Source organism: Corynebacterium sp. HMSC05H05 (assembly GCF_001807265.1).
In the GTDB taxonomy this organism is placed as follows: domain Bacteria; phylum Actinomycetota; class Actinomycetes; order Mycobacteriales; family Mycobacteriaceae; genus Corynebacterium.
This window is the reverse complement of the sequence record NZ_KV788379.1, coordinates 536-22989: the sequence shown is the minus strand read 5'-3', so window position 1 is coordinate 22989 and position 22454 is coordinate 536. Positions and strand designations below refer to the sequence as shown.

The 22454-nt window shown below is 67.9% G+C and carries 20 protein-coding genes and 1 pseudogene; 18 read left to right on the top strand and 3 right to left on the bottom strand.

The window, feature by feature from the left end:
- Positions 1-842, bottom strand: a pseudogene (locus tag HMPREF3151_RS03215) (hypothetical protein); the annotation flags it as partial.
- 148 nt (positions 843-990) lie between these two features.
- Between HMPREF3151_RS03215 and HMPREF3151_RS03210 the strand changes: the two are divergent.
- The 8 genes from HMPREF3151_RS03210 to HMPREF3151_RS03175 all read left to right on the top strand — a co-directional run bounded on the left by HMPREF3151_RS03210 (position 991) and on the right by HMPREF3151_RS03175 (position 9104).
- Positions 991-3900 carry a DUF4040 family protein gene (locus HMPREF3151_RS03210; protein ID WP_070473441.1) on the top strand — a complete coding sequence of 970 codons (2910 nt, stop codon included), beginning with the start codon at positions 991-993 and terminating at the stop codon, positions 3898-3900.
- A gap of 3 nt (positions 3901-3903) precedes the next feature.
- A complete protein-coding gene (locus HMPREF3151_RS03205; RefSeq protein ID WP_070473439.1) occupies positions 3904-4365 on the top strand; it encodes a sodium:proton antiporter in 462 nt (153 codons plus the stop codon).
- Positions 4365-5912 carry a monovalent cation/H+ antiporter subunit D family protein gene (locus HMPREF3151_RS03200; RefSeq protein ID WP_070473437.1) on the top strand — a complete coding sequence of 516 codons (1548 nt, stop codon included), beginning with the start codon at positions 4365-4367 and terminating at the stop codon, positions 5910-5912. The genes HMPREF3151_RS03205 and HMPREF3151_RS03200 overlap by 1 nt, the downstream gene beginning before the upstream one ends.
- Complete coding sequence (locus HMPREF3151_RS03195; RefSeq protein WP_070473435.1) at positions 5912-6349, top strand: monovalent cation/H+ antiporter subunit E; 438 nt, start codon at positions 5912-5914, stop codon at positions 6347-6349. Before HMPREF3151_RS03200 ends, HMPREF3151_RS03195 begins: the two co-directional genes overlap by 1 nt.
- A 3-nt stretch (positions 6350-6352) precedes the next feature.
- The gene (locus HMPREF3151_RS03190) at positions 6353-6619 is read left to right on the top strand and encodes a cation:proton antiporter (protein ID WP_070473433.1); all 267 of its coding nucleotides are present in this window, start codon (positions 6353-6355) and stop codon (positions 6617-6619) included.
- 2 nt (positions 6620-6621) lie between these two features.
- Positions 6622-6936 carry a Na+/H+ antiporter subunit G gene (locus HMPREF3151_RS03185; RefSeq protein ID WP_070473431.1) on the top strand — a complete coding sequence of 105 codons (315 nt, stop codon included), beginning with the start codon at positions 6622-6624 and terminating at the stop codon, positions 6934-6936.
- Positions 6937-6948: 12 nt separating this feature from the next.
- Positions 6949-7497 carry an RNA polymerase sigma factor gene (locus tag HMPREF3151_RS03180; protein ID WP_070473429.1) on the top strand — a complete coding sequence of 183 codons (549 nt, stop codon included), beginning with the start codon at positions 6949-6951 and terminating at the stop codon, positions 7495-7497.
- Between the two features lie 80 nt (positions 7498-7577).
- Complete coding sequence (locus tag HMPREF3151_RS03175) at positions 7578-9104, top strand: YkvI family membrane protein (protein WP_070473427.1); 1527 nt, start codon at positions 7578-7580, stop codon at positions 9102-9104.
- 125 nt (positions 9105-9229) lie between these two features.
- Here the strand turns inward: HMPREF3151_RS03175 and HMPREF3151_RS03170 are convergent, their stop codons facing one another.
- Both HMPREF3151_RS03170 and HMPREF3151_RS03165 read right to left on the bottom strand, forming a co-directional pair.
- Positions 9230-10255 (bottom strand): aspartate-semialdehyde dehydrogenase, encoded by a 1026-nt coding sequence (locus HMPREF3151_RS03170; RefSeq protein ID WP_070473425.1) that lies wholly within the window; start codon positions 10253-10255, stop codon positions 9230-9232.
- A gap of 12 nt (positions 10256-10267) precedes the next feature.
- Positions 10268-11533: an aspartate kinase gene (locus HMPREF3151_RS03165; protein WP_070473423.1), complete on the bottom strand. Its 1266-nt coding sequence runs from the start codon at positions 11531-11533 to the stop codon at positions 10268-10270.
- 90 nt (positions 11534-11623) lie between these two features.
- On the opposite strand from HMPREF3151_RS03165, the gene HMPREF3151_RS03160 reads away from it, so the two are divergent.
- The 10 genes from HMPREF3151_RS03160 (at position 11624) to HMPREF3151_RS03115 (ending at position 22241) form a co-directional block, all read left to right on the top strand.
- Positions 11624-12475, top strand: a complete 852-nt coding sequence (locus HMPREF3151_RS03160) for a DMT family transporter (protein ID WP_070473421.1) — start codon at positions 11624-11626, stop codon at positions 12473-12475.
- A gap of 69 nt (positions 12476-12544) precedes the next feature.
- Positions 12545-13468 carry an ABC transporter ATP-binding protein gene (locus HMPREF3151_RS03155; protein ID WP_070473419.1) on the top strand — a complete coding sequence of 308 codons (924 nt, stop codon included), beginning with the start codon at positions 12545-12547 and terminating at the stop codon, positions 13466-13468.
- Positions 13465-14241 carry an ABC transporter permease gene (locus tag HMPREF3151_RS03150; protein ID WP_070473417.1) on the top strand — a complete coding sequence of 259 codons (777 nt, stop codon included), beginning with the start codon at positions 13465-13467 and terminating at the stop codon, positions 14239-14241. Before HMPREF3151_RS03155 ends, HMPREF3151_RS03150 begins: the two co-directional genes overlap by 4 nt.
- A 13-nt stretch (positions 14242-14254) precedes the next feature.
- Positions 14255-15382 (top strand): sensor histidine kinase, encoded by a 1128-nt coding sequence (locus HMPREF3151_RS03145; RefSeq protein WP_083290155.1) that lies wholly within the window; start codon positions 14255-14257, stop codon positions 15380-15382.
- Complete coding sequence (locus HMPREF3151_RS03140) at positions 15379-15981, top strand: response regulator transcription factor (protein ID WP_070473411.1); 603 nt, start codon at positions 15379-15381, stop codon at positions 15979-15981. Before HMPREF3151_RS03145 ends, HMPREF3151_RS03140 begins: the two co-directional genes overlap by 4 nt.
- Before the next feature lie 168 nt (positions 15982-16149).
- Positions 16150-17961, top strand: coding sequence for a 2-isopropylmalate synthase (leuA, locus tag HMPREF3151_RS03135; RefSeq protein WP_070473409.1), 1812 nt, complete (start codon positions 16150-16152; stop codon positions 17959-17961).
- Positions 17962-18016: 55 nt separating this feature from the next.
- On the top strand, positions 18017-19243 hold the full coding sequence (locus HMPREF3151_RS12105) for a hypothetical protein (RefSeq protein ID WP_070473407.1): 1227 nt from the start codon (positions 18017-18019) through the stop codon (positions 19241-19243).
- Positions 19244-19257: 14 nt separating this feature from the next.
- The gene (locus HMPREF3151_RS03125) at positions 19258-20250 is read left to right on the top strand and encodes an exonuclease domain-containing protein (protein ID WP_070473405.1); all 993 of its coding nucleotides are present in this window, start codon (positions 19258-19260) and stop codon (positions 20248-20250) included.
- 10 nt (positions 20251-20260) lie between these two features.
- Positions 20261-21529 carry a Mur ligase family protein gene (locus HMPREF3151_RS03120; RefSeq protein ID WP_070473403.1) on the top strand — a complete coding sequence of 423 codons (1269 nt, stop codon included), beginning with the start codon at positions 20261-20263 and terminating at the stop codon, positions 21527-21529.
- A complete protein-coding gene (locus tag HMPREF3151_RS03115) occupies positions 21522-22241 on the top strand; it encodes a type 1 glutamine amidotransferase (protein ID WP_070473401.1) in 720 nt (239 codons plus the stop codon). The genes HMPREF3151_RS03120 and HMPREF3151_RS03115 overlap by 8 nt, the downstream gene beginning before the upstream one ends.
- Positions 22242-22454: the final 213 nt, after the last annotated feature.

Sequence of the window (22454 nt, the reverse complement as noted above, 5' to 3'; positions counted from 1 at the left end):
GCGGCACCCGGCGCGGCCGCCGGCACCGGCAGGGCCGCGCGCACAGCGGAGACCTTGTCGGCGTTCATGCCAGCCATCTGGTTGATCTTTTCCACCCCTGCGACCAGTTCGTCGATGCCGCCGGTGGCCTGCCCGGTCTGCGCCTGCAGGTCCCGCAGGCCCGCGGCCAGTTCGGCGGAGCCGTTGGTGGCTGTATATATACCGTCGTGGTAGCCGTAGCCGGGGACGGCGAGTTGGTTGGCCAGGTCGCGGGAGCCGTCGCGAAGCTGGTTCATCTTCGCCACCATGTCCGGCGGCAACTGGGCGGTCTCCGCCTGGGCGCGCAGGTCCTTCAGCGACTCGCGGGCCTTGACCGCCTCCGGGTCCTTCGCGCCTTTGAGCTCCTCCATGGAACGGTCGATGGCGCCGACCACTTGGCCGCGCACCGCCTCAAACCCGGAGACCTGGCCGACCACCTCGCCGATGGAATCCGCCAACTGCGTCGCACCCGCACCAAGCTGGCCGGTGCCAGCCTGGAGCTCGACCATGCCGTCGGCGAGTTGCTGGGATCCGGACTGGGCGGCCGCGAGGGCGTCGATAAGCTGCTGCGTCTGCCCCTGCGCCTCGCCTAAGCCTTCGGCGAGCTGGCCCGCACCCTCCTTGAGCACCTTCGCCTGCTGGCCGGCCTCGCCGGCGGCGCGGCGCGCGTCCCCAAGATCGTCCGGGCCCACCTGCGGGGCGCCGGAGACCTCCTGATCACGCCCCGCGTTCGCCCACGTGTCGGCCGGACTCATGGGCAGAAACGCCCCGACAACCAGCGCCAGAAGCGCACACACCAACCGCCACGCGTTGCCCGATTTCATGGGACTGTTCTTAGCACCCGCGCCCGCCTTGCTGCGGGAGGCGCACCGCCAGCGCGCGATCGGGAATGTGCACCGTTAGAACCGTGTCGGCTGCCTTGATACTGTCGTAAGGGTTCTTGCCAAAACCATGGAATGAAATGGGTTCACCATGACACTTCCCCTTGTCATCGGGCTCGTCGCAGCGACGGTGGTGCTCTCACCGATCCTCGTGCGAGTCATGGACAAGAAGGCCGGGTACCCGCTCGCGGCGATACTGTTCGCCGCCGCGGCTGTGCTGGGCTCCAAGTTCACCGACGTTTCCCGCGGCACGGAACTCGAATGGTCCGTGGAGTGGGCGCGCGACGTGATGGGCACGGGCACCTCCGTGGACTTCGCGTTGCGCGCGGACGGGCTAGGTATCTTCTTCGCGCTGTTAGCGCTGGTCATCGGCGGCGTGGTCTTCGTCTATTCGGCCGCCTACCTGCCCGAGCGCGACGGCAACACGAGCTTCTACACCATCATGACGGCCTTCACCCTGTCGGTGCTCTTGCTTGTGCTTGCCGACGACGCCGTGCTGCTGTTCATCGCCTGGGAGCTCGTCTCCATCGCGTCGTTTTTGCTCATCGCGCGCTCCGGCTCCTCCGGCGAGGCCGGGTCCTACCGCACCCTGATCCTCACCTTCTTCGGCGGCCTGACGCTACTGGCAGGCCTGGCCGTGGCGTCCGTGCAGACCGGCACCACACGCCTGCAGGACATCCTCGCCGCCGACGTGTGGGGCGACAACCGCGTCACCGTGGTGGTCGCGCTGCTCATCGCCGTATCCGCCTTCACCAAGGCCGCGCAGTTCCCCTTCCACTTCTGGCTGCCAGAAGCCATGGCGGCGGCCACCCCGGTCTCCGCGTTCCTGCACGCCGCGGCCGTGGTCAAGGCCGGCATCTACCTGCTGGTGCGCTTTTCCACCATCTTCTCGGACGTCGCGGCGTGGAACTACCTGCTGGTCACCGTCGGCCTGTTCACCGCCCTGATGTCCGCGCTGTTCGCGATTACCAAGACGGACCTGAAGCACCTCACCGCGTACTCCACGGTGTCCCACCTGGGCTGGATCGTCGCCGCGATCGGCATCGGCACCCCGGTTGCCCTGGCCGCGGCGCTGACGCACACGCTGGCACACGCGCTGTTTAAGTCCTCGCTGTTCATGCTCATCGGCGTGGTCGACCACGAGGCGGGCTCGCGCGACATCCGCCGCCTGGGCCCCATCTACAGCCAGATGCCGTTCACGTTCGCCTCCACCGTCGTCGCCGCCGCCTCCATGGCCGCGATCCCGCCGCTGTTCGGCTTCGTGTCCAAGGAATCCATCCTGGACGCCTTCCACGAATCCTCCTACGGCGCACTCCTGCTCACGGTGGCCGGCATCGCCGCGTTCCTCACCTTCGTCTACTCGGCGAAGATCGTCTTCGGCGCATTTATCGACGGACCAAAGGACCTCCCCGACGTCCACGAAGCCCCCACCGCCCTGTGGCTGCCCGCCGCGCTGCCCGGCCTGACCTCCGCGGTCCTGCCGTTTGTGCTGTTCTGGGTGGACAACCCCGTCTCCGCTGGTGTGCGGGCCGTGACGGGCGACGACAGCTTCGCCACCCACCTGGCGCTGTGGCACGGCGTCACCCCGCCGTTCCTGGTCTCCCTGGCGGTGCTGGTCGCCGGCGTGGTGTTCGTGGTGTTCTTCCGCAAGCGCGTCTTCGAGGCGCTGAGCAACAAGAACCTGCTGCCCGCCGACGGCACGGAGGTGCTGGCCTGGATCACCCGCGGCCTGTCCGACCTGGGCAAGCAGCTCGGCTCGCTGGCCGACGGCTTCAACCCGTCGCGCCACCTGTTCCCGCTGCTGGCGTCCGTGGTGGCTATGGGCCTGACCGTCATCCTGGCCACCGACGGCATCGACGGCGTCACCCCGGCCCCGCGCGCCGAGGGCCTGGACGTGTGGTGGGACCTCATCCCGTTCGCCATCATCGCGATGTCGGTGCTGGGCATGGTCTTCACCCGCTCCCGCCTGGCGTCCGCCGTGCTGCTTGGCACCGTCGGCGTGGGCATGACCCTGCAGATGTTCCTGCTGGGCGCCCCGGACGTTGCCATGACCCAGTTCCTGGTGGAGTCCCTGACCGTGGTGGTCATCCTGGTGGTGCTTCGCTACCAGCCGCGGATGTTCCCGGAGACGAAGGCCCGTCGCAAGGCACTTGCCTCCATCTTCGCCGTGATCGCGGGCGTGGTCACCTTCTTCGGCGTTTACGGTCTGACAGGCCGCCGCGGCCGCTCCGAACTGGCCGAGTGGTACCTCACCGAAGGCGGGGACGTCACCGGCGCCGACAACATCGTCGCCGTGATCATCGTGGAATTCCGTGGCTTCGATACCTTGGGCGAGCTGAGCGTGCTTGGCATGGCGGCCGTGGTCATCGCCGCGGTGGTCAGCTCCATGCCGCGCCACCTGTTCGAGGCTGGCACCCGCCCGCGCCCCTTCGGCCAGTCCCAGCTCAACTCCATCCCGCTGCGTAAGGCCGCGGCCCTGGTCGCGCCGGTGTTGGTGGTGCTGTCCGTGCTGATCTTCTTCCGCGGCCACACCGCCCCCGGCGGCGGCTTCGTCGCCGCGCTGGTCATGGCCACGGCGTTCGCCATTAACTACCTGTCCCGCGGCGCGGACGCGGACGTGGTGAAGAACTTCACCCCGATCCGCCTGACCGGCTGGGGCATCATCATCGCCATTTCCTCCGGCTTCCTCGGCTTCATCGAGGGCGGGTTCATGTACGCCATCCACGGCGAGATCGCCGGCGAGCACATGACCACCTCGCTGATCTTCGACTTCGGCATCTACCTCGCCGTGCTCGGCATGGTCACCGCCGCGATCAACGCGCTCGGCGGCTACCTGCGCCCCGGCATGGACCTGTCGGACCTGGACTACTCGCGCGACGAGGAAGACAACCCGCTGCCGAGCATCCCGGCCCCGCTGGCACCCGAAAACCCCGTGGACGCGCACCCGGAGCCGATCAACCCGGCGCACGACCCGCAACCGGTTATCACGAAGGAGCACTAACCCATGGTCATGGCACTTACCATCGCGGTCCTGGTCGCGGGATCCGTGTACCTGGTTCTCCAGCGCGGCCTCGTGCGGGTGATCTTCGGCATGTCCCTGTTCGGCCACGCCACCAACCTCACCCTGCTCGCCGCGGGCGTCGGCGCGTGGCGCGGGGAGGCCTTCCCCTCGCGCGTGCCGTTTGAGGACATGGGCGACCCCCTGCCCCAGGCATTCGTGCTCACCGCCATCGTGATCGCGATGGCCACCACCACGATCCTGCTCATGCTGTCTGCGCTGGGGCGTAACGACGACACCGAAGAGCAGCCCACCGGCACCGACGCCGGCTACTCCAAGATGCGGCTGAGCCCCTCCGCGCTGTCCACCGCCGGCCGCAACGCGCGACTCAACCCGAAGAAGCTCGAAGAGATCCGCGCACGCGAGATCCGCCACGTTGACAACGAAAGCCTGAGGGTGACCGACTAATGGCCGTAGACGCAATCCTGCCCGTATTTGTGGCGCTGCCGCTGATCGTCTCCGCGGTCACAGCGCTTAGCCCCTGGAAGTGGCTCAACGACGCCTTAGCGATCCTCATCCCCGCCATCAACTTAGGTCTGGGCGTGTGGCTCTACGGCTACACGCGCGACCACGGCACCATCAGCCACGTCATCGGCCTGTACCAGGGCGGCGTCGGCATCTCCTTTGCCGCCGACACGTTCTCCGCCGTGATGATCGTGACCACCATGATCGTGGCGCTGATGTCCAACTGGTTCGCCATCGTCGTCGGCGAAACACAGTCCCGGTTCTACGTGCCGCTGTCGCTGGTGCTCATCACCGGCGTCTCCGGCGCGCTGCTCACCGCCGACCTGTTCAACTTCTTCGTCATGATCGAGGTGTGCCTGCTGCCGTCCTACGGCCTCATCGCCATGACCGGCACCCGCCACCGCCTGCTATCCGCGCGCATGTTCGTGCTGGTCAACCTGGCGGCGTCGACAATGCTCGTGCTCGGCGTCGGCTACCTCTACGCCGTCACCGGCGCGGTGAACCTGGCCTCGCTGCAGGGCATCGCCGCAGGCGGCGGCCCGGCGACAGTGGCCACCGGCATCGTCGTCATCGCCATCGCCGCGAAGGCCGGCGTGTTCCCCGTCTACACCTGGCTGCCGCGCACCTACCCATCCACCTCCGCGGCCGTGATGGGCCTGTTCTCCGGCCTGCACACCAAGGTGGCCGTGTACATGCTCTTCCGCATCTGGGTGATCATGTTCGACATGGACCCGCGCTGGAACACGCTGCTCATCGTGGTCATGGTCATCTCCATGATCATCGGTGGCTTCGCCGGCCTGGCCGAAGCCACCATGCGCCGCGTGCTGGCCTACCAGATGGTCAACGGCATGCCGTTCATCCTGATCATGCTCGCATTCACTAACGACGACGCACGCTACGCCCTTGCCGCCGGCCTGCTGTACACCCTGCACCACATGATCACCATCGCGGCGCTCGTGCTGAACTCCGGCGCAATCGAGGAGACCTACGGCACCGGCACCATGGCCAAGCTGTCCGGCATCGCCCGGCGCGACCCGTGGACGTCCGCCGTGTTCGTCGCCGGCGCGTTCTCCATCGTGGGCTTCCCGCCGTTCTCGGGCATCTTCGGCAAGGTCACCGTCGTGTTGGCGGCCGCCTCTGCCGGGGACTGGCGCTCCTGGGTGGCCATCACCGCCATCATCGTCGCTTCCTTTGGCGCGCTGCTGTCCATGATGCGCATGTGGCAGCGTGTGTTCTGGGGCCGGCCGATGCAGAACTACCCCGAGGCGCTCAACGTCCGCGCCAGCTTCATGCTGCCGTCGGCGGTGCTGATGGTCATGTCGCTGTGCATGTTCATCTTCGCCGGCCACATGTGGGATATCACCACCACCGCTGTCGACGACCTGCTCGACGTTGACGCCTACACCACCGCCGTGCTCGGCGACGACCCCATCGGCGTCCCCGCACCCGGCGACACCTTCGGCGCCGAAACCAATGGAGGCGAGAACTAATGCGAGGCTTCTTCCACGGCGTGAAATACGCCATCTGGCTTGCCAAAGAGATCTTCGTGGCCGGCTTCGACGCCGTCGCCAAGGCATTCAACCCCGCGACGAAGTTCGACCCCATCGTCATCTACTACCCGCTGCGGGTGAACACGGACTGGGACGTGTTCTGGTTCTCCACCTCAATCACCGCCACGCCGGGCACCCTGTCCATGGGGCTGCGCCATCCCGTCGCCGACAACGGGCCGATCATCCTGCTGGTGCAGGCCGCGTTCGGCTCCGACCCGGAAGATGTCATCGCGGGGTTGGTGGATATGGAGGAGCACCTTCGGCCGTCGCTAAGCAAGCGCCCCATCGACCCGAAAACCGTCGCCTGGGAGCCCTACGTCGACCACGGCCCGAACACCGACACCGACAACCTGCCGCCGGCCGAAAGGATGGATTAAGCCATGTTCACCACCATCATGCAGATCTGCCTGATCGTCATGGCCGTCAGCCTGCTCATCGCGCTCGGCGCGGTGATCCTGACCAAAGACGAACTCTCCCGCGCCGTGATGGCCGACGTGATCTTCTACTCCATGATCGCCATCTTCCTGGTGTGGACGCTGTTCAACTCCTCTGCCATCGCGTACGAGATCCCGCTGCTCGCCGGCCTGGTGTGCGGCGTGATCCCGACGATCTCCATGGCCCGCATCATCTCGAGAGGACGCCGCTAAACATGACCATCGCCGAAATCATCGTCGCCGTGCTGGTTGTCCTGGCCACCATCTGCGTGGTCGCCACCACCATCCTGCAGCTGCGCGCCCCCGACGCCCTGACCCGCGTCAACGTGCTCGGGCCGCTGGTCGTAATCGCGTTTCCCATCCTCATCGTGGCCAAACTCATCCACTCCTGGACCACCACCGGCTTCGACCTCAACGACTTCATCCGCGCCGTGCTGGCCATCGCCGCAGTGTGGATCGTCGGCTCCGTGGCATCGTTCGTCATGGGACGCTCCCTGTACGGCGTGACCGTCTCCGACAAAACGAACTAACGATGTGAGCCCGTGAGCAACAGCGACGACGCGTACGTCACGGACCTGGCGCTGCGCGCCGGCCGCGGCGACAAACACGCGCTCACCGAATTCATCCGGCTCACCCAAAACGACGTGTGGCGCCTGCTCGCCCACCTCGCCGGCCCCCAACACGCCGACGACCTCACGCAAGAAACCTACCTGCGCGTCCTCGGGTCGCTTCCGCGCTTCCAAGCCCGCTCCAGCGCGCGCACCTGGCTGCTGTCGCTTGCGCGCCGCGCCTGGGTGGACTCCGTGCGCCACGACATGGCCCGGCCCCGCAAATCCGCGGCCGAATACGAAGACGTCGCCGCCGCCAACCCCAGCCCCGACAACCCCAACACCTGGGGCGATGTCATCGACGCACGCTCGCTTCTCGACGAGCTACCGCCGGAACGCCGCGAAGCCCTCGTGCTCACGCAGGTGATGGGCTACACCTACGAGGAAGCCGCCCGCATCGCCGGAGTGCGCGTCGGCACCATCAGGTCCCGCGTCGCCCGGGCGCGGCGCGATTTGGTCGCGGGGGCCGAAGGGACGTCGTAAAGCAGCCGCAAAGGTGCCAACCGGGAGAAATTGGCATAAGTTTGTAAAAGGTTTTGCTAAACAACTCCCGGAGTTTTTTCATGCTGAAAAACGCACTACTAATTTCATTCGCCTTCATCGGCACCGTCGTCGGCGCAGGCTTCGCATCCGGACAGGAAGCGATGCTGTACTTCTCCGCCTTCGGCACCCAAGGCCTCTGGGGCGCCGTCTTAGGCTCCGCGCTCATGCTCATCGCCGGCGTGACCATCCTCCAGCTCGGCTCCTTCTTCCAAGCCAAAGAGCACATGGAAGTCCTCGGCTCCATCTCCTCGAAGGTGATGGGCTGGATCCTGGACATCGCCACCATTGTCACCTTGTTCTCCATCGGCTTTGTCATGTTCGCCGGCGCCGGCGCCAACCTGAACCAGCAGTTCGGCATCCCAGTGTGGATCGGCGCGGTGCTCATGCTCGCCGCCACCATCGGCTTCGGCATGCTCGACGTGGACAAGGTCACCGGCGCCATCGGCGCACTGACGCCGTTTTTGCTGATCTTTGTCATCTTCGGCTGCGGCTGGACCCTGATCAACGCCCACCCGGACTGGAGCGCACTCAACGCCGCGGCCGCGCAGGTGGACACCTCCCTGCCCAACTGGTGGATCTCCGCGCTGAACTACACCGGCCTGAACGTCATGTGCGTGGTGTCCATGGCGCTGGTCATCGGCGGCAACCAGCTGGACACCCGTGCGGCCGGCCTCGGCGGCCTCTTTGGCGGCCTGGGCTACCTGGTCATGCTCATGCTGCTGGCGCTGGCGCTGCTGGTCAAGATTGAGACCGTCCAGGGCCAGGACATGCCGCTGCTAACCCTGATCACCGACATCAACCCGACCATGGGCCTGATCATGTCCCTGGTCATCTTCGGCATGATCTTCGCCACCTGCCTGGGCATGTTCTTCGCCCTGGGCAAGCGCCTCTCGCGCGGCCGCGAAGACAAGTTCCGCGTCATCTTCATCTCCGCCTGCCTGATCGGCTTCGTGCTGTCGTTCGTGGGCTTCCAGCAGCTCGTCTCCACCGTCTACCCGATCCTGGGCTACCTGGGCATCCTGCTCATCGTCGTGATGACGCTGGCGTGGCTGCGCGGCATCCCCAAGCTGCGCAAGGAAGGCGACCGCCGCCGCCGCGCGCTTGAGCTGACCCGCAAGAAGATGGACCCGGCCGAGCGCTTCACCAAGAACGACGAACGCGAGCTCGAGTACATCACCTCCAAGTCCAACGTAGACGCCGAGGAGCTGTCCGAAGCCCTCGAGGAAGAGGTCGCCCAGGAGCTGCTCGACGACGAGGAGAGCGAGTTCGAGGAAGACGACATCGACAACCCCTCCGACGTCGTCTACGTCTCCTACACCGACCCCGTCTCCGCCGACGAGTACGCCGCCAACCCGGACGAGCCGTGGAACGACCACACCGTCGACGACATGATCGCCGCCGAAGAGGCCGAGGAGGCCGCAGCCGGGCCGGACAACAGCCTGGGCGGCGACAACGACGACGAAGAAGACGAAGACGAGGACGCTGCGGAGGAAACCGGCGGCTCGACCGCAGTCAGCGCGAAGGACAACGGCTCGACCAAGCTGTAGGGCCCGCCAACGCTTTAAGCCCCACCGACAATTCCCGGCGGAATCTGTCAGTGGGGCTTTATCGTTCCTGGTCGACGCAAACGGGCGGCGGAATCTGTCAGGAGCGCCGCACCCGACGCCTGGCGCTAGACCAGAAGCTCGGCGATCTGGATGGTGTTCAGCGCCGCGCCCTTGCGCAGGTTGTCGCCGGCGACGACGAGCACGAGCCCGCGGCCGCCGTCGACGCTCTGGTCCTGGCGGATGCGGCCCACCAGGGACTCGTCGATGCCGGTGGCGGCGCGCGGCGTCGGCACGTCCACCACCTTCACGCCCGGCGCGCCCGCCAGGACCTCCTCCGCCTGCTGCGGTGTCACCGCCTCGGAGAACTCGGCGTGCACGACCATCGTGTGGCCAGTGAACACCGGCACGCGCACGCACGTGCCCGCCACCTTCAGCTCCGGGATACCCAGGATCTTGCGCGATTCGTTGCGCAGTTTCTGCTCTTCGTCGGTTTCTAACGTGCCGTCGTCGACAAGCGAGCCCGCAAGTGGCAGCGCGTTGAACGCGATGGGCTCGACGTAGGGGCCGAGGTCGCTAGGCTTCTTGGCGTCCTCCCGGACCAGCCCGCGCGGATCCCCCAGCGCCTCGACCTGGGTGGCCAACGCCTCCACGCCGGCGAGCCCCGAGCCGGAAACTGCCTGGTAGGACGCGACGCGGAGGGTGGTCAGACCGAAGGCGTCGTGCAGCGGCTTGAGCACCGGCATCGCCGCCATGGTGGTGCAGTTCGGGTTGGCGATGATGCCCTTCGGCAGCTCACGCGCGGCCTCCGGGTTGACCTCCGAGACGATGAGCGGGACCTCGTCGTCCTTGCGCCACGCCGAGGAGTTGTCCACGACGGTCGCGCCCGCGGCGGCGAACACCGGCGCCCACTCGCGCGAGGTGGACCCGCCGGCGGAAAACAGCGCGATGTCCACGTCTTTGACGGACTCTTCGGTGACCTGGGTGAGGTCCTCTACGGTGATGTCCTCGCCGCGGAACTCGAGCTGCTTGCCCGCGGAGCGCGGGGAGGCGAAGAAACGGACCTTGTCGGCGGGGAAGTTGCGCTCGGTGAGGATGTCGCGCATCACGCGGCCAACCTGGCCGGTGGCGCCGACGACTGCGAGGGTGGTCATTGAAAACTCCTTCTAACGTCCGGTGCCTGCGTAGACCACGGCCGGCTCGTCGCCGCCGAGGTCGAACTTGGTGTGGATCGCGCGCGCGGCCTCAGCCACGTCCGCCTGGCGCACCACGGCGGTGATGCGGATCTCGGAGGTGGTGATCATCTCGATGTTGATGCCGGCATCCCGCAGCGCGTCGCAGAAGTCGGCGGTGACACCCGGGTGGGACTTCATGCCGGCGCCGACGAGCGAGACCTTGCCAATTTCATCGTCGTAGCTCAAGTCGTCCCAGCCCTCGGCGGCCTGCAGAACGCGCAGCTTCTCCATGGTGCGGGCGCCGTCGGCCTTGGGCAGGGTGAAGGTGATGTCGGTCTTGTTGTCTTCGACGTTGGAGATGTTCTGGATCACCATGTCGATGTTGACTTCGCCGTCGGCGAGTTCGCGGAAGACCTTGGCGGCCTCGCCGACCTCGTCTTTGATGCCCAGGATGGTGATCTTGGCCTCCGAGTCGTCGGTGGCCACGCCGGAAAGTACTGCTTCTTCCATGGGGATATCCTCCAATGCTCCGGCGACCAGGGTGCCGGTATCTGTGCTGTAAGACGAGCGCACCCGCATGGGCACGTTGAATGCGCGGGCGTACTCCACGCTGCGCAACACCAGGATCTTGGACCCGGAGGCGGCAAGCTCGAGCATCTCCTCGAAGCAGAGCTTGTCCAGCTTGCGCGCGTCCGGCACGATGCGCGGGTCGGCGGTGTAGACGCCGTCGACGTCGGAGTAGATCTCGCATTCGTCGGCGTTCATCGCCGCGGCCAGGGCGACGGCGGTGGTGTCGGAGCCGCCGCGGCCGAGCGTGGTCACGTCCTTAGTTTCGCGGTTCACACCCTGAAAGCCGGCGACGATGGCGATGTTGCCTTCGTCCACGGCTTCCTGCACGCGCCCCGGGGTGACTTCCAGGATGCGGGCGTTGCCGTGGCGTTCGGTGGTGATCACGCCGGCCTGCGAGCCGGTGAAGGACTGCACCTTCTCCCCCAGCGCGTGCACCGCCATAGCCACCAGCGAGTTGGAGATGCGCTCGCCGGCGGTGAGCAGCATGTCCATTTCGCGCGCGGGCGGGGTGGGGTTGACCTCGGCGGCGAGGTCGAGCAGTTCGTCGGTGGTGTCGCCCATGGCGGAGCAGACCACCACGACGTCGTTGCCGGCGCGGCGCGTGTCCACGATCCGCTGGGCGACGGCCTTGATCCGCTCCGCGCTTTCCAGGGAGGAGCCCCCGTATTTCTGAACGATCAGTGCCATTCGTACCTCCGCGGATCTGGGTGCATTCCAGCGTTCAAGAATAGCGTCCCAAAACTGCCGATTCAGCCACCCGCGTTAATATCATTCACCGTGCACAACAATTTTCTCGCCGTCGCGTTCGCGCTGATCTCGGCCGCGACCATGGCGGCGGGGACTGTGTGGCGCCACCGCATCATGCGCGCGGGCGCCCCGGAGGGGGAGAACAACGACTCGCCGCTGCGGTCGCTGAAGCGGCCGGCGTGGTGGGCGTCGATGGGCATCGCATTTTTGGCGTACGGCTTCCAGGCGGCGGCGCTGGCGTTCGGGTCCCTGCTGGTGGTGCAGCCGATCCTGGCGCTGTCGCTGATGCTCACGCTGCTGTTTTCGGCGTGGGCGGACAAGCGCCACATGCACACCGCGGAGGCGTTTTGGGCGGTGCTCCTCACCGCGTCTGTGGGCGGAGTGGTCGTGCTCGGCCGCCCGCTGCCCGGCGAGCGCGACCCCGCCGCCTGGGAGTGGTGGGTTGTCGTGGGTACCGCGGTGGCCATCGTTGCGGCCTCGTACGCCATTGCTTCTCGACGTCCCCCCGCCGGCAAAGCCCTCATCTTCGGCTCCGCCTGCGGCGCCATGTACGGCTACCAAGCCGTGTTCTCCAAGGTGGCGGTGGACGGTTTCGTCCACGGCGGCGTGCCCGGCCTGCTGGCCACGTGGCAGCTGTGGGCCATGCTGGCCGCGGCCACGGCCGGCACCGTCGTGCAACAGTACGCCTTCGCCGCGGGCAGGCTGGCCACCTCGCTGCCGGCGTCGAAGATCATCGAGCCGCTCGTCGCGTTCTCCCTGGGCCTGTTTGTGTTGGGAGAATCCTTCCGCGTGGATTCGGTGCTGGGGTGGGCGGCCGTGGGGACGTCGATAGGCGTGATGCTCGTGGCCGCCGCAATGCTCACGCGGGTGAGCATCCGGTGACTTTTGTCATCGCCGATTGGTGACAATCGCCTCTACCAGCCACAACGCAATCCCGGCAGTGTTGGGGGCATGGAAAACGCAATCGAAGTGCACCAGCTGAAGCGCCGCTACGGCGACTTCACCGCAGTCAACGAGATCAGCCTGCACGTCGCCCCCGGCGAGGTCTACGGCCTGCTCGGCACCAACGGCGCCGGCAAAACCTCCACCCTCGAGGTGGTGGAGGGGCTGGCGCGTCCCAGCGACGGTGAGGTGCGCGTGCTCGGCCACGACCCAGCCGCCGACCGCGCGCAGGTGCGCCCGCACACCGGCATCATGCTGCAACACGGCGGGCTGCCCCAGGCGCTTACCGTCGCCGAGACGATGGCCATGTGGGCGGGGACCTGCAGCGCGCCACTGCCTATCGACGAGGTGCTCCGCCGCGTCCAGCTCGACCACCGGCGCGACGTGAAAGTGGGTTCCCTGTCCGGCGGCGAGCAGCGGCGCCTCGACCTCGCGTGCGCCCTGGCGGGAAACCCGAGCCTGCTGTTTCTGGACGAGCCGACCACCGGCCTGGACCCCGAATCCCGCCGGCACGTGTGGGAGCTTTTGCGCGAGCTCAACTCCGCCGGGGTGACCATGGTGCTAACCACCCACTACCTCGAAGAAGCCGAGTACCTGTGCGACCGCATCGCCATCATGCACCGCGGCCGCATCGACATCGAAGGTACACCGGCGCAGCTGACAGACACCGTGCCGTCCGAGATCTCCTTCCACCTCGACCAGGACCTCCCGGCGCTGCCTGAGCTGCCGGGCACCGCGACCCACCGCAACGGGTCGCGGGTGACCGTCACGACGTCGCACCTGCAGCGCGACACGCTTGCGGTGCTGCGCTGGGCCGACGAGCACGCGCTCTCGCTGCGGGATTTCGCCGCCCGGCCCGCGAGCCTGGAGCAGGTGTTCCAGCGCATTGCAGATAGCGACACAGGAAACGACCCCCGAAAGGACGCAGCATGACTTCCACGACACTGACCCGCACCACCCCGAACGGCACGGGCTCGCCGCTGCGCAGGCTGCGCGCGCTCGGCAAGGCGGAGTGGCTCCAATTCACCCGCAACCGCCTGCTGGTGTTCATGGCGTTGCTGTTCCCGGTCGTCCTGCCCGTGTTCGCGTGGGTGGCCGGCGACCAGGCGGAGGACTCCACCGCCATGGCCTCCGAGATGTTCGTCCTGTTCGCGCTCGGCTTCGGTGTGTTCTACCCGGCGCTGTCCATGGCGGTGACCCGGCGCGACGAGGGCGTACTGAAGCGCCTGCGCACCGGCGAAGCGCGCGACTGGGAGGTGCTCAGTTCGATTCTGTTGCCGCTTGCGATGGCGATGCTGCTGCTCACCGTGGCGCTTGTGGTGGGGTTATCCTCCGCCTCGGGGCTGTGGCCCGTCAACGCTTTGCTCATGGCCGCGGCGGTGGCGCTGGGCATCGCCGTCTCCCACGGCCTGGCGCTTCTCACCAGCTCGTTCACACCGAACGCGGAAAACGCCCAGATCACGTCCATGCCGGTGCTGTTGCTGTTGATCTTCTCCCAGACGGGGCTGCGCGAGGTGGTTCCGGAGGGCGTCGCCAAGCTTCTGAACCTGAATCCTTTCGCCCTGGCCGTCGACCTGTTCAACGAGGGCTGGCTCGGCGACGGCACCTCCGGCGACACCTGGTCGTCGCTGCTGACCTTGGGCGCGTGGGCCGTGGCGCTTGTGTGGGGCGGCTACCAGTACATGCGCTGGGAAACCCACCGCTAAGCTCGTTGCCACCATGCACCAGCACGACAGCATTCCCTGGCGGGATATGGATTACGCCACCAAGTTCCTGGTGGTCAACAGGTGGTCGCTGATCATCTTTCCGTGGCTGGCGTCGGTGGTGTTCATCTCCATCGTCTTGGACCGCACGCCCACCCAGGACGCCGCGCTGTGGGTGGGCGTCACGGTCGCGGTTGTGTCCTGCGCGGCCGGTTCGCTGGCGCTGCACACCAACGCCAGCCTGCGCATGCGCCCGCACCCCCGCGGGCAGTTTTGGCTGCGGTGGGGCCTGGCCGGGCACCTGGTGGCCCTCGCTGTGTGCGCGCTGCTGGCGCTGTTCGGGCCAGCGTCCTGGGAGGCAACTGTATTCGCCGCCGCAGGCCCCGTGTTTTTCACCACGCTGCTGGCCTACCTCCCCTTCGTCCCGCACGGGGCGGCGGCGACCGTGCTGCTGATTGCCACCTCCGCCAGCATCGCCGGCACCCTCGCCCTGTACGGAGCGCTGTTCGCGCTGGTCACGCCGTTAACCAAGTGGCTTTCCCGCGCGATGATTGAAACCGAGCGCGCACGTCGGCTGGAGACGCAGCTTTCCGCCACCCAGGAGCGGCTGCGCCTGTCGCAGGACCTGCACGACACCATGGGCCAGCACTTGGCGGCCATGACCATCAAGACGCAGCTGGCCCAGGCGCTGGCGGAGCGCGAAGACCCAAGGCTGCCCGCGGAGCTCGCCGAGCTGCACCAGCTGACCCAAACGGCGGCCGCGGACATGCGCCATGTGGTCCACCGCTACCGCACCCCCGACCTCGCCACCGAGCTCACCGGTGCGAAGCACGTGCTTTCCGACGCCGGCGCCCACGTCACCGTCACCGGCACCGCCGCCGACGTGCCGGACGCGCTGCAGGAAACTGCCGCGTGGTTCATCCGCGAGGCGGCGACGAACATCCTGCGCCACTCCCAGGCAACCAAGGTCGACATCGCCATCACGCCGCACGCCATCACGGTGAAAAACAACCACCCCGAGCCGTCCGCGCGCCCCGGCACCGGGCTGGAGGGCCTGCGCCGCCGCGCCGCCGAGCACGGCGCGCGCCTACAGTCGGAGCACACCCCGGCATGGTTCACGGTCGCACTGGAGGTAGGCGCATGATTACGGTCGCTTTGCTTGACGACGAAACCCTGGTCGCCAACTCCCTCGCCACCCTGATCAGCCTCGAAGAGGACATCGACGTCGTCCACGTCGCCTACTCCGCCGAAGAGTTCCTGTCGTGGTGGGAGCGCACGCAACCGCGCGCGGACGTGGTGGTCACGGATGTGCAGTTGGGCGATGACGGGGTGGACGGGATCGCCGTCGCAAAGCACATAGATGCCCCCGTCGTAGTGGTGACCAGCCACGCGCGACCCGGCGTAGTCAAACGCGCTCTCGGCGCAGGCGTGCTCGGCGTGCTGCCGAAAACCGCCTCCGCGGAAGACTTCGCCGCCGCAGTCCGCGCCGCGCACGCAGGCAAACGCCACCTCGACCCCGAACTCGCCGCCGCGACCATCGCCACCGGCGACTCCCCGCTGACCGAACGCGAAGCCGAAGTGCTTACCCTCGCCGGCCGCGGCGGCACCATCGACGCCATCGCCCAAGCCGCCCACCTCGCCCCCGGCACGACGCGCAACTACATCTCCTCCGCCATGGCGAAAACCGGCGCCGCCAACCGCTTCGAGGCCTACACGGTGGCGCTCGAGCGCGGGTGGATATAAATCCCGCCCGACACCGCCCGCCTGATGTAAGGTGTGCCACATGTCGCACAGGGCGCTTCTCCTTCTACGCCGCGGCGGGAATCAGGCCAACTAACACGGCCGGCACCCCGTCGCGGAGTTTCTGTTGGCCGGCCGTGGAACACACACCCCCAACAAAGGAGAGCTCCAATGACTGACTTTTTCGCCCCCCGCGAAATCCAAACCCCTTCCGGCCCGCGTTACGACGGCCAGCCTGCGTGGAACAAGCAGCGCGGCTCACAGATGCCGGTAGAGCGCTACCTCCCCTTCGCCGAAGAGGTCGAAGACATCCAACTGCCGGACCGCACCTGGCCCGACAAGAAGATCACCCGCGCGCCGCAGTGGTGCGCCGTGGACCTGCGCGACGGCAACCAGGCGCTGATCGACCCGATGAGCCCCGAACGCAAGCGCCGCATGTTCAACCTGCTGGTGGAGATGGGCTTTAAAGAGATCGAGGTCGGCTTCCCGTCGGCGTCGCAGACGGACTTCGACTTCGTGCGCGAGATCATCGAAAAAGACATGATCCCCGACGACGTAACCATCCAGGTGTTGGTGCAGGCGCGCGAGCACCTGATCCGCCGCACCTTCGAGGCCTGCGCCGGCGCGAAGAACGTCATCGTGCACTTCTACAACTCCACCTCGAAGCTGCAGCGCCGCGTGGTCTTCCGCAAGGACCGCGACGCGATTAAGCAGCTGGCCACCGACGCCGCGGAGCTGATCAAGACCATCGCCGACGACTACCCGGACACCAACTGGCGCTGGGAGTACTCCCCGGAGTCCTTCACCGGCACCGAGCTGGACTTTGCCAAGGAAGTCTGCGACGCGGTCGTGGGCGTGATGGCGCCGACGCCGGAGAACCCGATGATCATCAACCTGCCGTCCACGGTGGAGATGATCACCCCGAACGTGTACGCCGACTCCATCGAGTGGATGCACCGCAACCTGGAAAACCGCGAGTCCATCATCATCTCCCTGCACCCGCACAACGACCGCGGCACCGGCGTCGCCGCCGCCGAACTCGGCTACCTGGCCGGCGGCGACCGCATCGAAGGCTGCCTGTTCGGCAACGGCGAGCGCACCGGCAACGTCGACCTGGTCACGCTCGGTTTGAACATGCTCACCCAGGGCGTGGACCCGCAGATCGACTTCTCCGACATCACCCGCATCCGCGAAGTTGTCGAGTACTGCAACCAGCTGCGCGTGCCGGAGCGCCACCCCTACGGCGGCGACCTGGTCTTCACCGCGTTCTCCGGCTCGCACCAAGACGCCGTGAATAAGGGTCTGGACGCGTTGGCGCAGAATGTGCGTCCAGAAGCAACGAGCTCCGACGTCACCTGGGAGGAGCTGCGCGAGACCACCTGGGAGGTGCCGTACCTGCCCATCGACCCGAAGGACGTCGGCCGCACCTACGAGGCCGTGATCCGCGTGAACTCGCAGTCCGGCAAGGGCGGGGTGGCCTACATCATGAAGACGGACCACGGCATCAACATGCCGCGCACGATGCAGCCGGAGTTTTCCGCCGTGGTGCAAAACATCACCGACTCCGAGGGCGGCGAGGTCAACTCCAAGAACATGTGGGATGTCTTCGCCACCACCTACCTGGACCTGGACGAGCCGCTGGAGTTGGCGCACTACCGCATCGACGCCGCCGAAGAGGAGGGCCAGGACACCCGCGTGGAGGCCACAGTGATCTACGAGGGCGCCCAGCGCGAGGTCGCAGGTGCCGGCAACGGCCCGATCGCAGCGTTCGCGAACGCGCTGGAGCAGGTCGGCATCGACTTCGAGGTGCAGGACTACTCGCAGCGTTCCCGCACCGCGGGCGACGACGCGGACGCGGTCTGCTACATCCACGCGGACGTCGACGGCACCTCGGCGTGGGGTGTGGGTATCGCCGGGTCGACCACGCGCGCGTCGCTGGAGGCGATCGTCTCCGCGGTGAACCGTTCGACTGCCGCGAATTAGCGCCCGCGCGTTATACTTGCGTGACTTAACCACACTTTTCAGCGGGAGGTGCGCGATGGCCATGTACGAGGTGCCTGCGGGCACCCGTCGCCTCCCCGTGGAGCGTCTGCCTATCGACGCCCCTTCGGCCACCCTCACCCCGGACCTCGACGTCGTGGTGGACGGCGAGACCGTCGGCTCGGTGGACGACGCGGAGCTGGCCCAGCTGGCCGCCGCTGGTGTGACCCCGGTGGTGGCCGCCGACGGCGGGGCGGTCGTGCTGCCGCCGGCCGGCCAGGTCCTGCCGGTGAACACCCCGCCGCGCGAGCCGTGGGCGCTGCTGCCAGCAGGCGAGCGCCACGTGGCGGATTTGCACGGTTCGTTGCCGGTGGAGGCGCCGGCGCAGGTGCTGGTGTCGCTGGGTTTCGACGACGCCGGCGACATCGCGCTGTGCGTCGACGGCGACGTCATCGGCGAGCTGGACCCGGCCGCAAGTGAAGCGCTGACCCCGACCCTGCGGCGTCTGGAGGACCGCGGGCTCATCGCAGTGGCGCGCGGCTACACCACCGCGGTGGAGGGCAGCACGTCGCTGGCCGTGATCGCAGGCCCGATCCCCGGCGACGACATCGCGATCTCCCCGCTGCCGCCGATCGTGCGCGAGGTGGAAGTGGCCCAGCCGGGCACGAACTTCTTCGCCACCGTCGACGCGGAGGCCGCAGCGCTGGCGGCGGACACCGAGCAGCACCCGGCGGACGGCGCGCGCGAGCCGGGCACGGCCCGCGGTCCGCTGATCGCCGCCGCCGCGACGGTCGCAGCGCTCGTGCTAGCTGGCGTAGGCACCGTGGTGATGAGCTCGCCGTCGAGCCTGCAGCGCGACTCCACCTCGGCGTACCAGGAAACCGCCGAGTTGTCGCAGCCGAGCAGCTCCACTGCATCCACGGAGCCGGAACCGTCCGAGTCCACGGAACCTACCGAACCGTCGGAGTCGCCCTCGCAGTTCAGCACCGCGCTGCCGGAGAAGGCCCCGGAGCCGGTGGTGGAGGTCCAGCAGCCCGCGCCAGCCCCGGCGCCGCAGCAACAGGCGCCTGCACCCGCGCCAGCCCCGGCACCGGCACCTGCACCCGCACCTGCCCCGGCGCCGCAGCAACAAGCCCCAGCCCCAGCCCCCGCACCCGCACCGGCTCCCGCGCCAGCGCCGGCCCCTGAGCCGCAGCAGCAGCCGTACGAGTACTCCATCGGCGGGCTGAAGGTGCGCTCGAACACCAGGCTGGATCAGCCGCTGTACGAGGTGGCCGAGCCGTAAGCTACGTTGGAACGATGACTGAGAACGACTACCCCTACGTGGCGCTGTTTACCCAGGCCACGGGGATTCACCCGTCGACAGGGCGCCTGCTCACCATCGACGCGGTCACGTTCGACGCCGCCGGGCGCGTGGGCGAGGAGTTCCACGCCGTGGTCAACCCCGGCACCGACCCCGGCCCCGCCCACACCCACGGCCTGACCCCGCACGACTTCGCCCAGGCCCCCCGCTTCTCCCGCTTCCTGCGCACGCTGGACAAGCTTCTCGACGGCCGCGTGCTCGTCACCCACGACTCCCCCACCACCTGGGGCTTCCTCGTCTCCGAGGCGCGCCGCGCCATGAACGCCGCGGCCCGGGCGAACCGTTCGCGCCGCGGCCGCGGCAACAGGCGCCGCCAGCGTGTCGGCCACGTCCCTAAGCCGACTGCGATCGTGGACCTTTTGGCCACCGCCCGCCGGCAAGGCCACATCCCAGTGGACACCCGCATCAACGCCGTAGCCAACCTGGTCGGCGTGGCGTCCACCCCGCCGACCGCCTCCACCGAGCGCATCGGCGAAGCCGAGGCCGATTTCTCGCGCGGCCAAACCCTGAAACTCGTGGCCATGTACCTCCAGCTCGCCCCCGGCGGGCTCGTCGAGCTCAACCCCGAGGACCTGGCGCCGGATGCGTTCGGGTTGCAGCGCTCGTCGATACGCGTGGATGCGGAAAAAGCCCCCGCCGTCGGCGCGAACCCCGGCCACCTCGGCAAAGGCGGGCTGCTGCGCGGCATGGAATTCGTCGTCTCCGACGACATCGCCCTCGACCCCGACGAACTCATCGACGCCGGCGTGCGCGCCGGTCTGACCTACCGCGAAAAACTCACCCGCGAAACCTCCGTCGCCGTCTCCGACGCCATGCAGCGCGGCGCTGAGCTGCGCGGCAAAGCCATGCACGCCCACCGCAAAGACATCCCCGTCGTCTCCGGCGAAGAATTCGCGCGGCTAGTCGGCCAGATGGCATCCGCGGAGTAGCCTTGTCCGCATGCAAGGACCCATCTCCCGCTTCCGCACCGCGGTAGCCGCCACCGCCGCCAACCTGGCCACGGCCGCCTCGCGCGCCACCGGCCGCGGCGCCGGCGGCATGATCGGCGGCCTCGTCGCCGCGGCGATCGACCCGAACATCATGGCCTCCCTCGGCGGCGGCCGCCCCACCGTCCTGGTCACCGGCACCAACGGCAAGTCCACCACCACCCGCATGCTCGCGGGAGCCGTCGGCGCCAAGCACACAGTGGCCACCAACGACGGCGGCGACAACATGGACGCCGGCATCATCTCCGCCCTCCTCGCCGGCAAAGACGCCGACGCCATCGTCCTCGAGTGCGACGAGCTGCACGTGCCCAAAGTCGCCGAGCGCCTGCAACCGACAGCGTTCGTGCTGCTCAACCTCACCCGCGACCAACTCGACCGCGTCGGCGAAATCAACTCCATCGAACGCGCCCTCCGCGCAGCCGTCATGGCCCACCCCGACGCCACCGTCGTCGCCAACTGCGACGACGTCCTGATCACCTCCATCGCCTACGACCACCCCAACGTCGTCTGGGTGTCCGCCGGCGCCGGCTGGACCGGCGACTCCGTGACCAACCCCCGCTCCGGCGGACATGTCGTTCGCGAAGACGACGACTGGTACGCCGTCGAACCACTGCCCGACGGCCGCGAATTCCGCCGCCCCACCCCCAAGTACGCGGTGGAGGGGGAAACGTTGGTGGGACCGGAGGGCGTCGCAAAGCTTGAGCTCACACTCCCCGGCCGCGCCAACCGAGGCAACGCCGCCCAAGCCATCGCCGCCGCCGTCGAAGCGTTCCACATCCCCCTCGACGCCGCCGTGCGCGCCGCCGCTGAGGTGGACAACGTCGCCGGTCGCTACACCACCGTCCACCTCGGCGACCACGACGTCCACCTCCTGCTGGCGAAAAACCCCGCCGGCTGGCAAGAGGCGCTGTCCATGGTCGACCGCGACGCCGACGGCGTGGTCATCGCCGTCAACGCCCAGCAAGGCGACGGCGAGGACGTCTCCTGGCTCTGGGACGTCAAATTCGAAGACTTCGGCGACACCCACGTCGTCGCCGCCGGCGAGCGCGCCACCGACCTCGCCGTGCGCCTGACCTACGGCGGCATCGACCACGACCTCGTCCACGACGCGATCGCCGCCATCCGCGCCTGCCCGCCCGGGCGCGTCGAGGTGCTGGCCAACTACACCGCGCTGCTCAACCTGCGCCGCGCGCTGACCAAGGAGGAGGACTACCGTGCCTAAACTCACCATCGGCCTCGTCCTGCCTGACGTGCTGGGCACCTACGGCGACGACGGCAACGCGCTCGTGCTGCGCGAACGTGCGCGCCGCCGCGGCATCGACGCGTCCATCGAGCGCATCATGCTTCACGACGACGTCCCGCCCTCCCACGACCTCTACACCCTCGGCGGCGGCGAAGACTCCGCCCAACTGCTCGCCGCGGCGCGGCTGAGCGCATCCCCCGGGCTGCAGGCCGCGGCCGCCGACGGCCGGCCCATCTTCGCCGTCTGCGCCGGCCTGCAAGTGCTCGGGCATACCTTTCGGGCCCACGGCAACGAGGTGGAAGGCGTCGGGCTTCTCGACGTCACCACCGCCCCGCTGACCCGCCGCGCCACCGGTGAACTCGCCTCAGAGCCCACCCGCGCTGGCATCACCGCCGAACTGTCCGAGCCGCTGACGGGCTTTGAGAACCACATGGGCGCAACGGTGCTCGGGCCGGACGCGTCAGCGTTGGGGCGCGTGACCCGCGGCGTGGGCAACGGCGGCGACGGCGCGAAGGTCGACGGCGTGGTGCAGGGCAGCGTGATCGCCACCTACATGCACGGCCCGGCACTGGCCCGCAACCCGCAACTGGCGGACCTGCTCATCGCGCGTGCGCTGGGCATCCCGCTCGCGGAGCTAGAGCCGCTTCAGCTCGACGCAGTGACCAAGCTGCGCGAGGAGCGCCTGCGTTAAACGGCATGCGTGAGCGCCGTCGTCCGTGTGGGCGGCGGCGTTTCGCGTTGCTTAGGGGCCTGTGCTTCGTGGTCCGAAGAGTTGGTCGAGTGCTCCGCGGTCGGTGTTTTTCAAGTGGTAGCCGCGGGGTGAGATCCACCAGGGTGCGCCTCTGATCATCGCGATGCGGCCGCGTTTGGTGCGCCAGGGGTCGTCGTCGTTGATGCGGTTGTG

What these genes read in the sequence shown, in the direction of transcription:
- HMPREF3151_RS03155 (WP_070473419.1), top strand. Translation starts at nt 12,545, where the DNA reads ATGGAAAACGCAATCGAAGTGCACCAGCTGAAGCGCCGCTACGGCGAC.
- HMPREF3151_RS03165 (WP_070473423.1), bottom strand. Translation starts at nt 11,533, where the DNA reads ATGGCACTGATCGTTCAGAAATACGGGGGCTCCTCCCTGGAAAGCGCG.
- HMPREF3151_RS03175 (WP_070473427.1), top strand. Translation starts at nt 7,578, where the DNA reads ATGCTGAAAAACGCACTACTAATTTCATTCGCCTTCATCGGCACCGTC.
- HMPREF3151_RS03190 (WP_070473433.1), top strand. Translation starts at nt 6,353, where the DNA reads ATGTTCACCACCATCATGCAGATCTGCCTGATCGTCATGGCCGTCAGC.
- HMPREF3151_RS03150 (WP_070473417.1), top strand. Translation starts at nt 13,465, where the DNA reads ATGACTTCCACGACACTGACCCGCACCACCCCGAACGGCACGGGCTCG.
- HMPREF3151_RS03200 (WP_070473437.1), top strand. Translation starts at nt 4,365, where the DNA reads ATGGCCGTAGACGCAATCCTGCCCGTATTTGTGGCGCTGCCGCTGATC.
- HMPREF3151_RS12105 (WP_070473407.1), top strand. Translation starts at nt 18,017, where the DNA reads ATGGCCATGTACGAGGTGCCTGCGGGCACCCGTCGCCTCCCCGTGGAG.
- HMPREF3151_RS03195 (WP_070473435.1), top strand. Translation starts at nt 5,912, where the DNA reads ATGCGAGGCTTCTTCCACGGCGTGAAATACGCCATCTGGCTTGCCAAA.
- HMPREF3151_RS03145 (WP_083290155.1), top strand. Translation starts at nt 14,255, where the DNA reads ATGCACCAGCACGACAGCATTCCCTGGCGGGATATGGATTACGCCACC.
- HMPREF3151_RS03170 (WP_070473425.1), bottom strand. Translation starts at nt 10,255, where the DNA reads ATGACCACCCTCGCAGTCGTCGGCGCCACCGGCCAGGTTGGCCGCGTG.
- HMPREF3151_RS03205 (WP_070473439.1), top strand. Translation starts at nt 3,904, where the DNA reads ATGGTCATGGCACTTACCATCGCGGTCCTGGTCGCGGGATCCGTGTAC.
- HMPREF3151_RS03120 (WP_070473403.1), top strand. Translation starts at nt 20,261, where the DNA reads ATGCAAGGACCCATCTCCCGCTTCCGCACCGCGGTAGCCGCCACCGCC.
- HMPREF3151_RS03140 (WP_070473411.1), top strand. Translation starts at nt 15,379, where the DNA reads ATGATTACGGTCGCTTTGCTTGACGACGAAACCCTGGTCGCCAACTCC.
- HMPREF3151_RS03210 (WP_070473441.1), top strand. Translation starts at nt 991, where the DNA reads ATGACACTTCCCCTTGTCATCGGGCTCGTCGCAGCGACGGTGGTGCTC.
- HMPREF3151_RS03125 (WP_070473405.1), top strand. Translation starts at nt 19,258, where the DNA reads ATGACTGAGAACGACTACCCCTACGTGGCGCTGTTTACCCAGGCCACG.
- HMPREF3151_RS03185 (WP_070473431.1), top strand. Translation starts at nt 6,622, where the DNA reads ATGACCATCGCCGAAATCATCGTCGCCGTGCTGGTTGTCCTGGCCACC.
- leuA (WP_070473409.1), top strand. Translation starts at nt 16,150, where the DNA reads ATGACTGACTTTTTCGCCCCCCGCGAAATCCAAACCCCTTCCGGCCCG.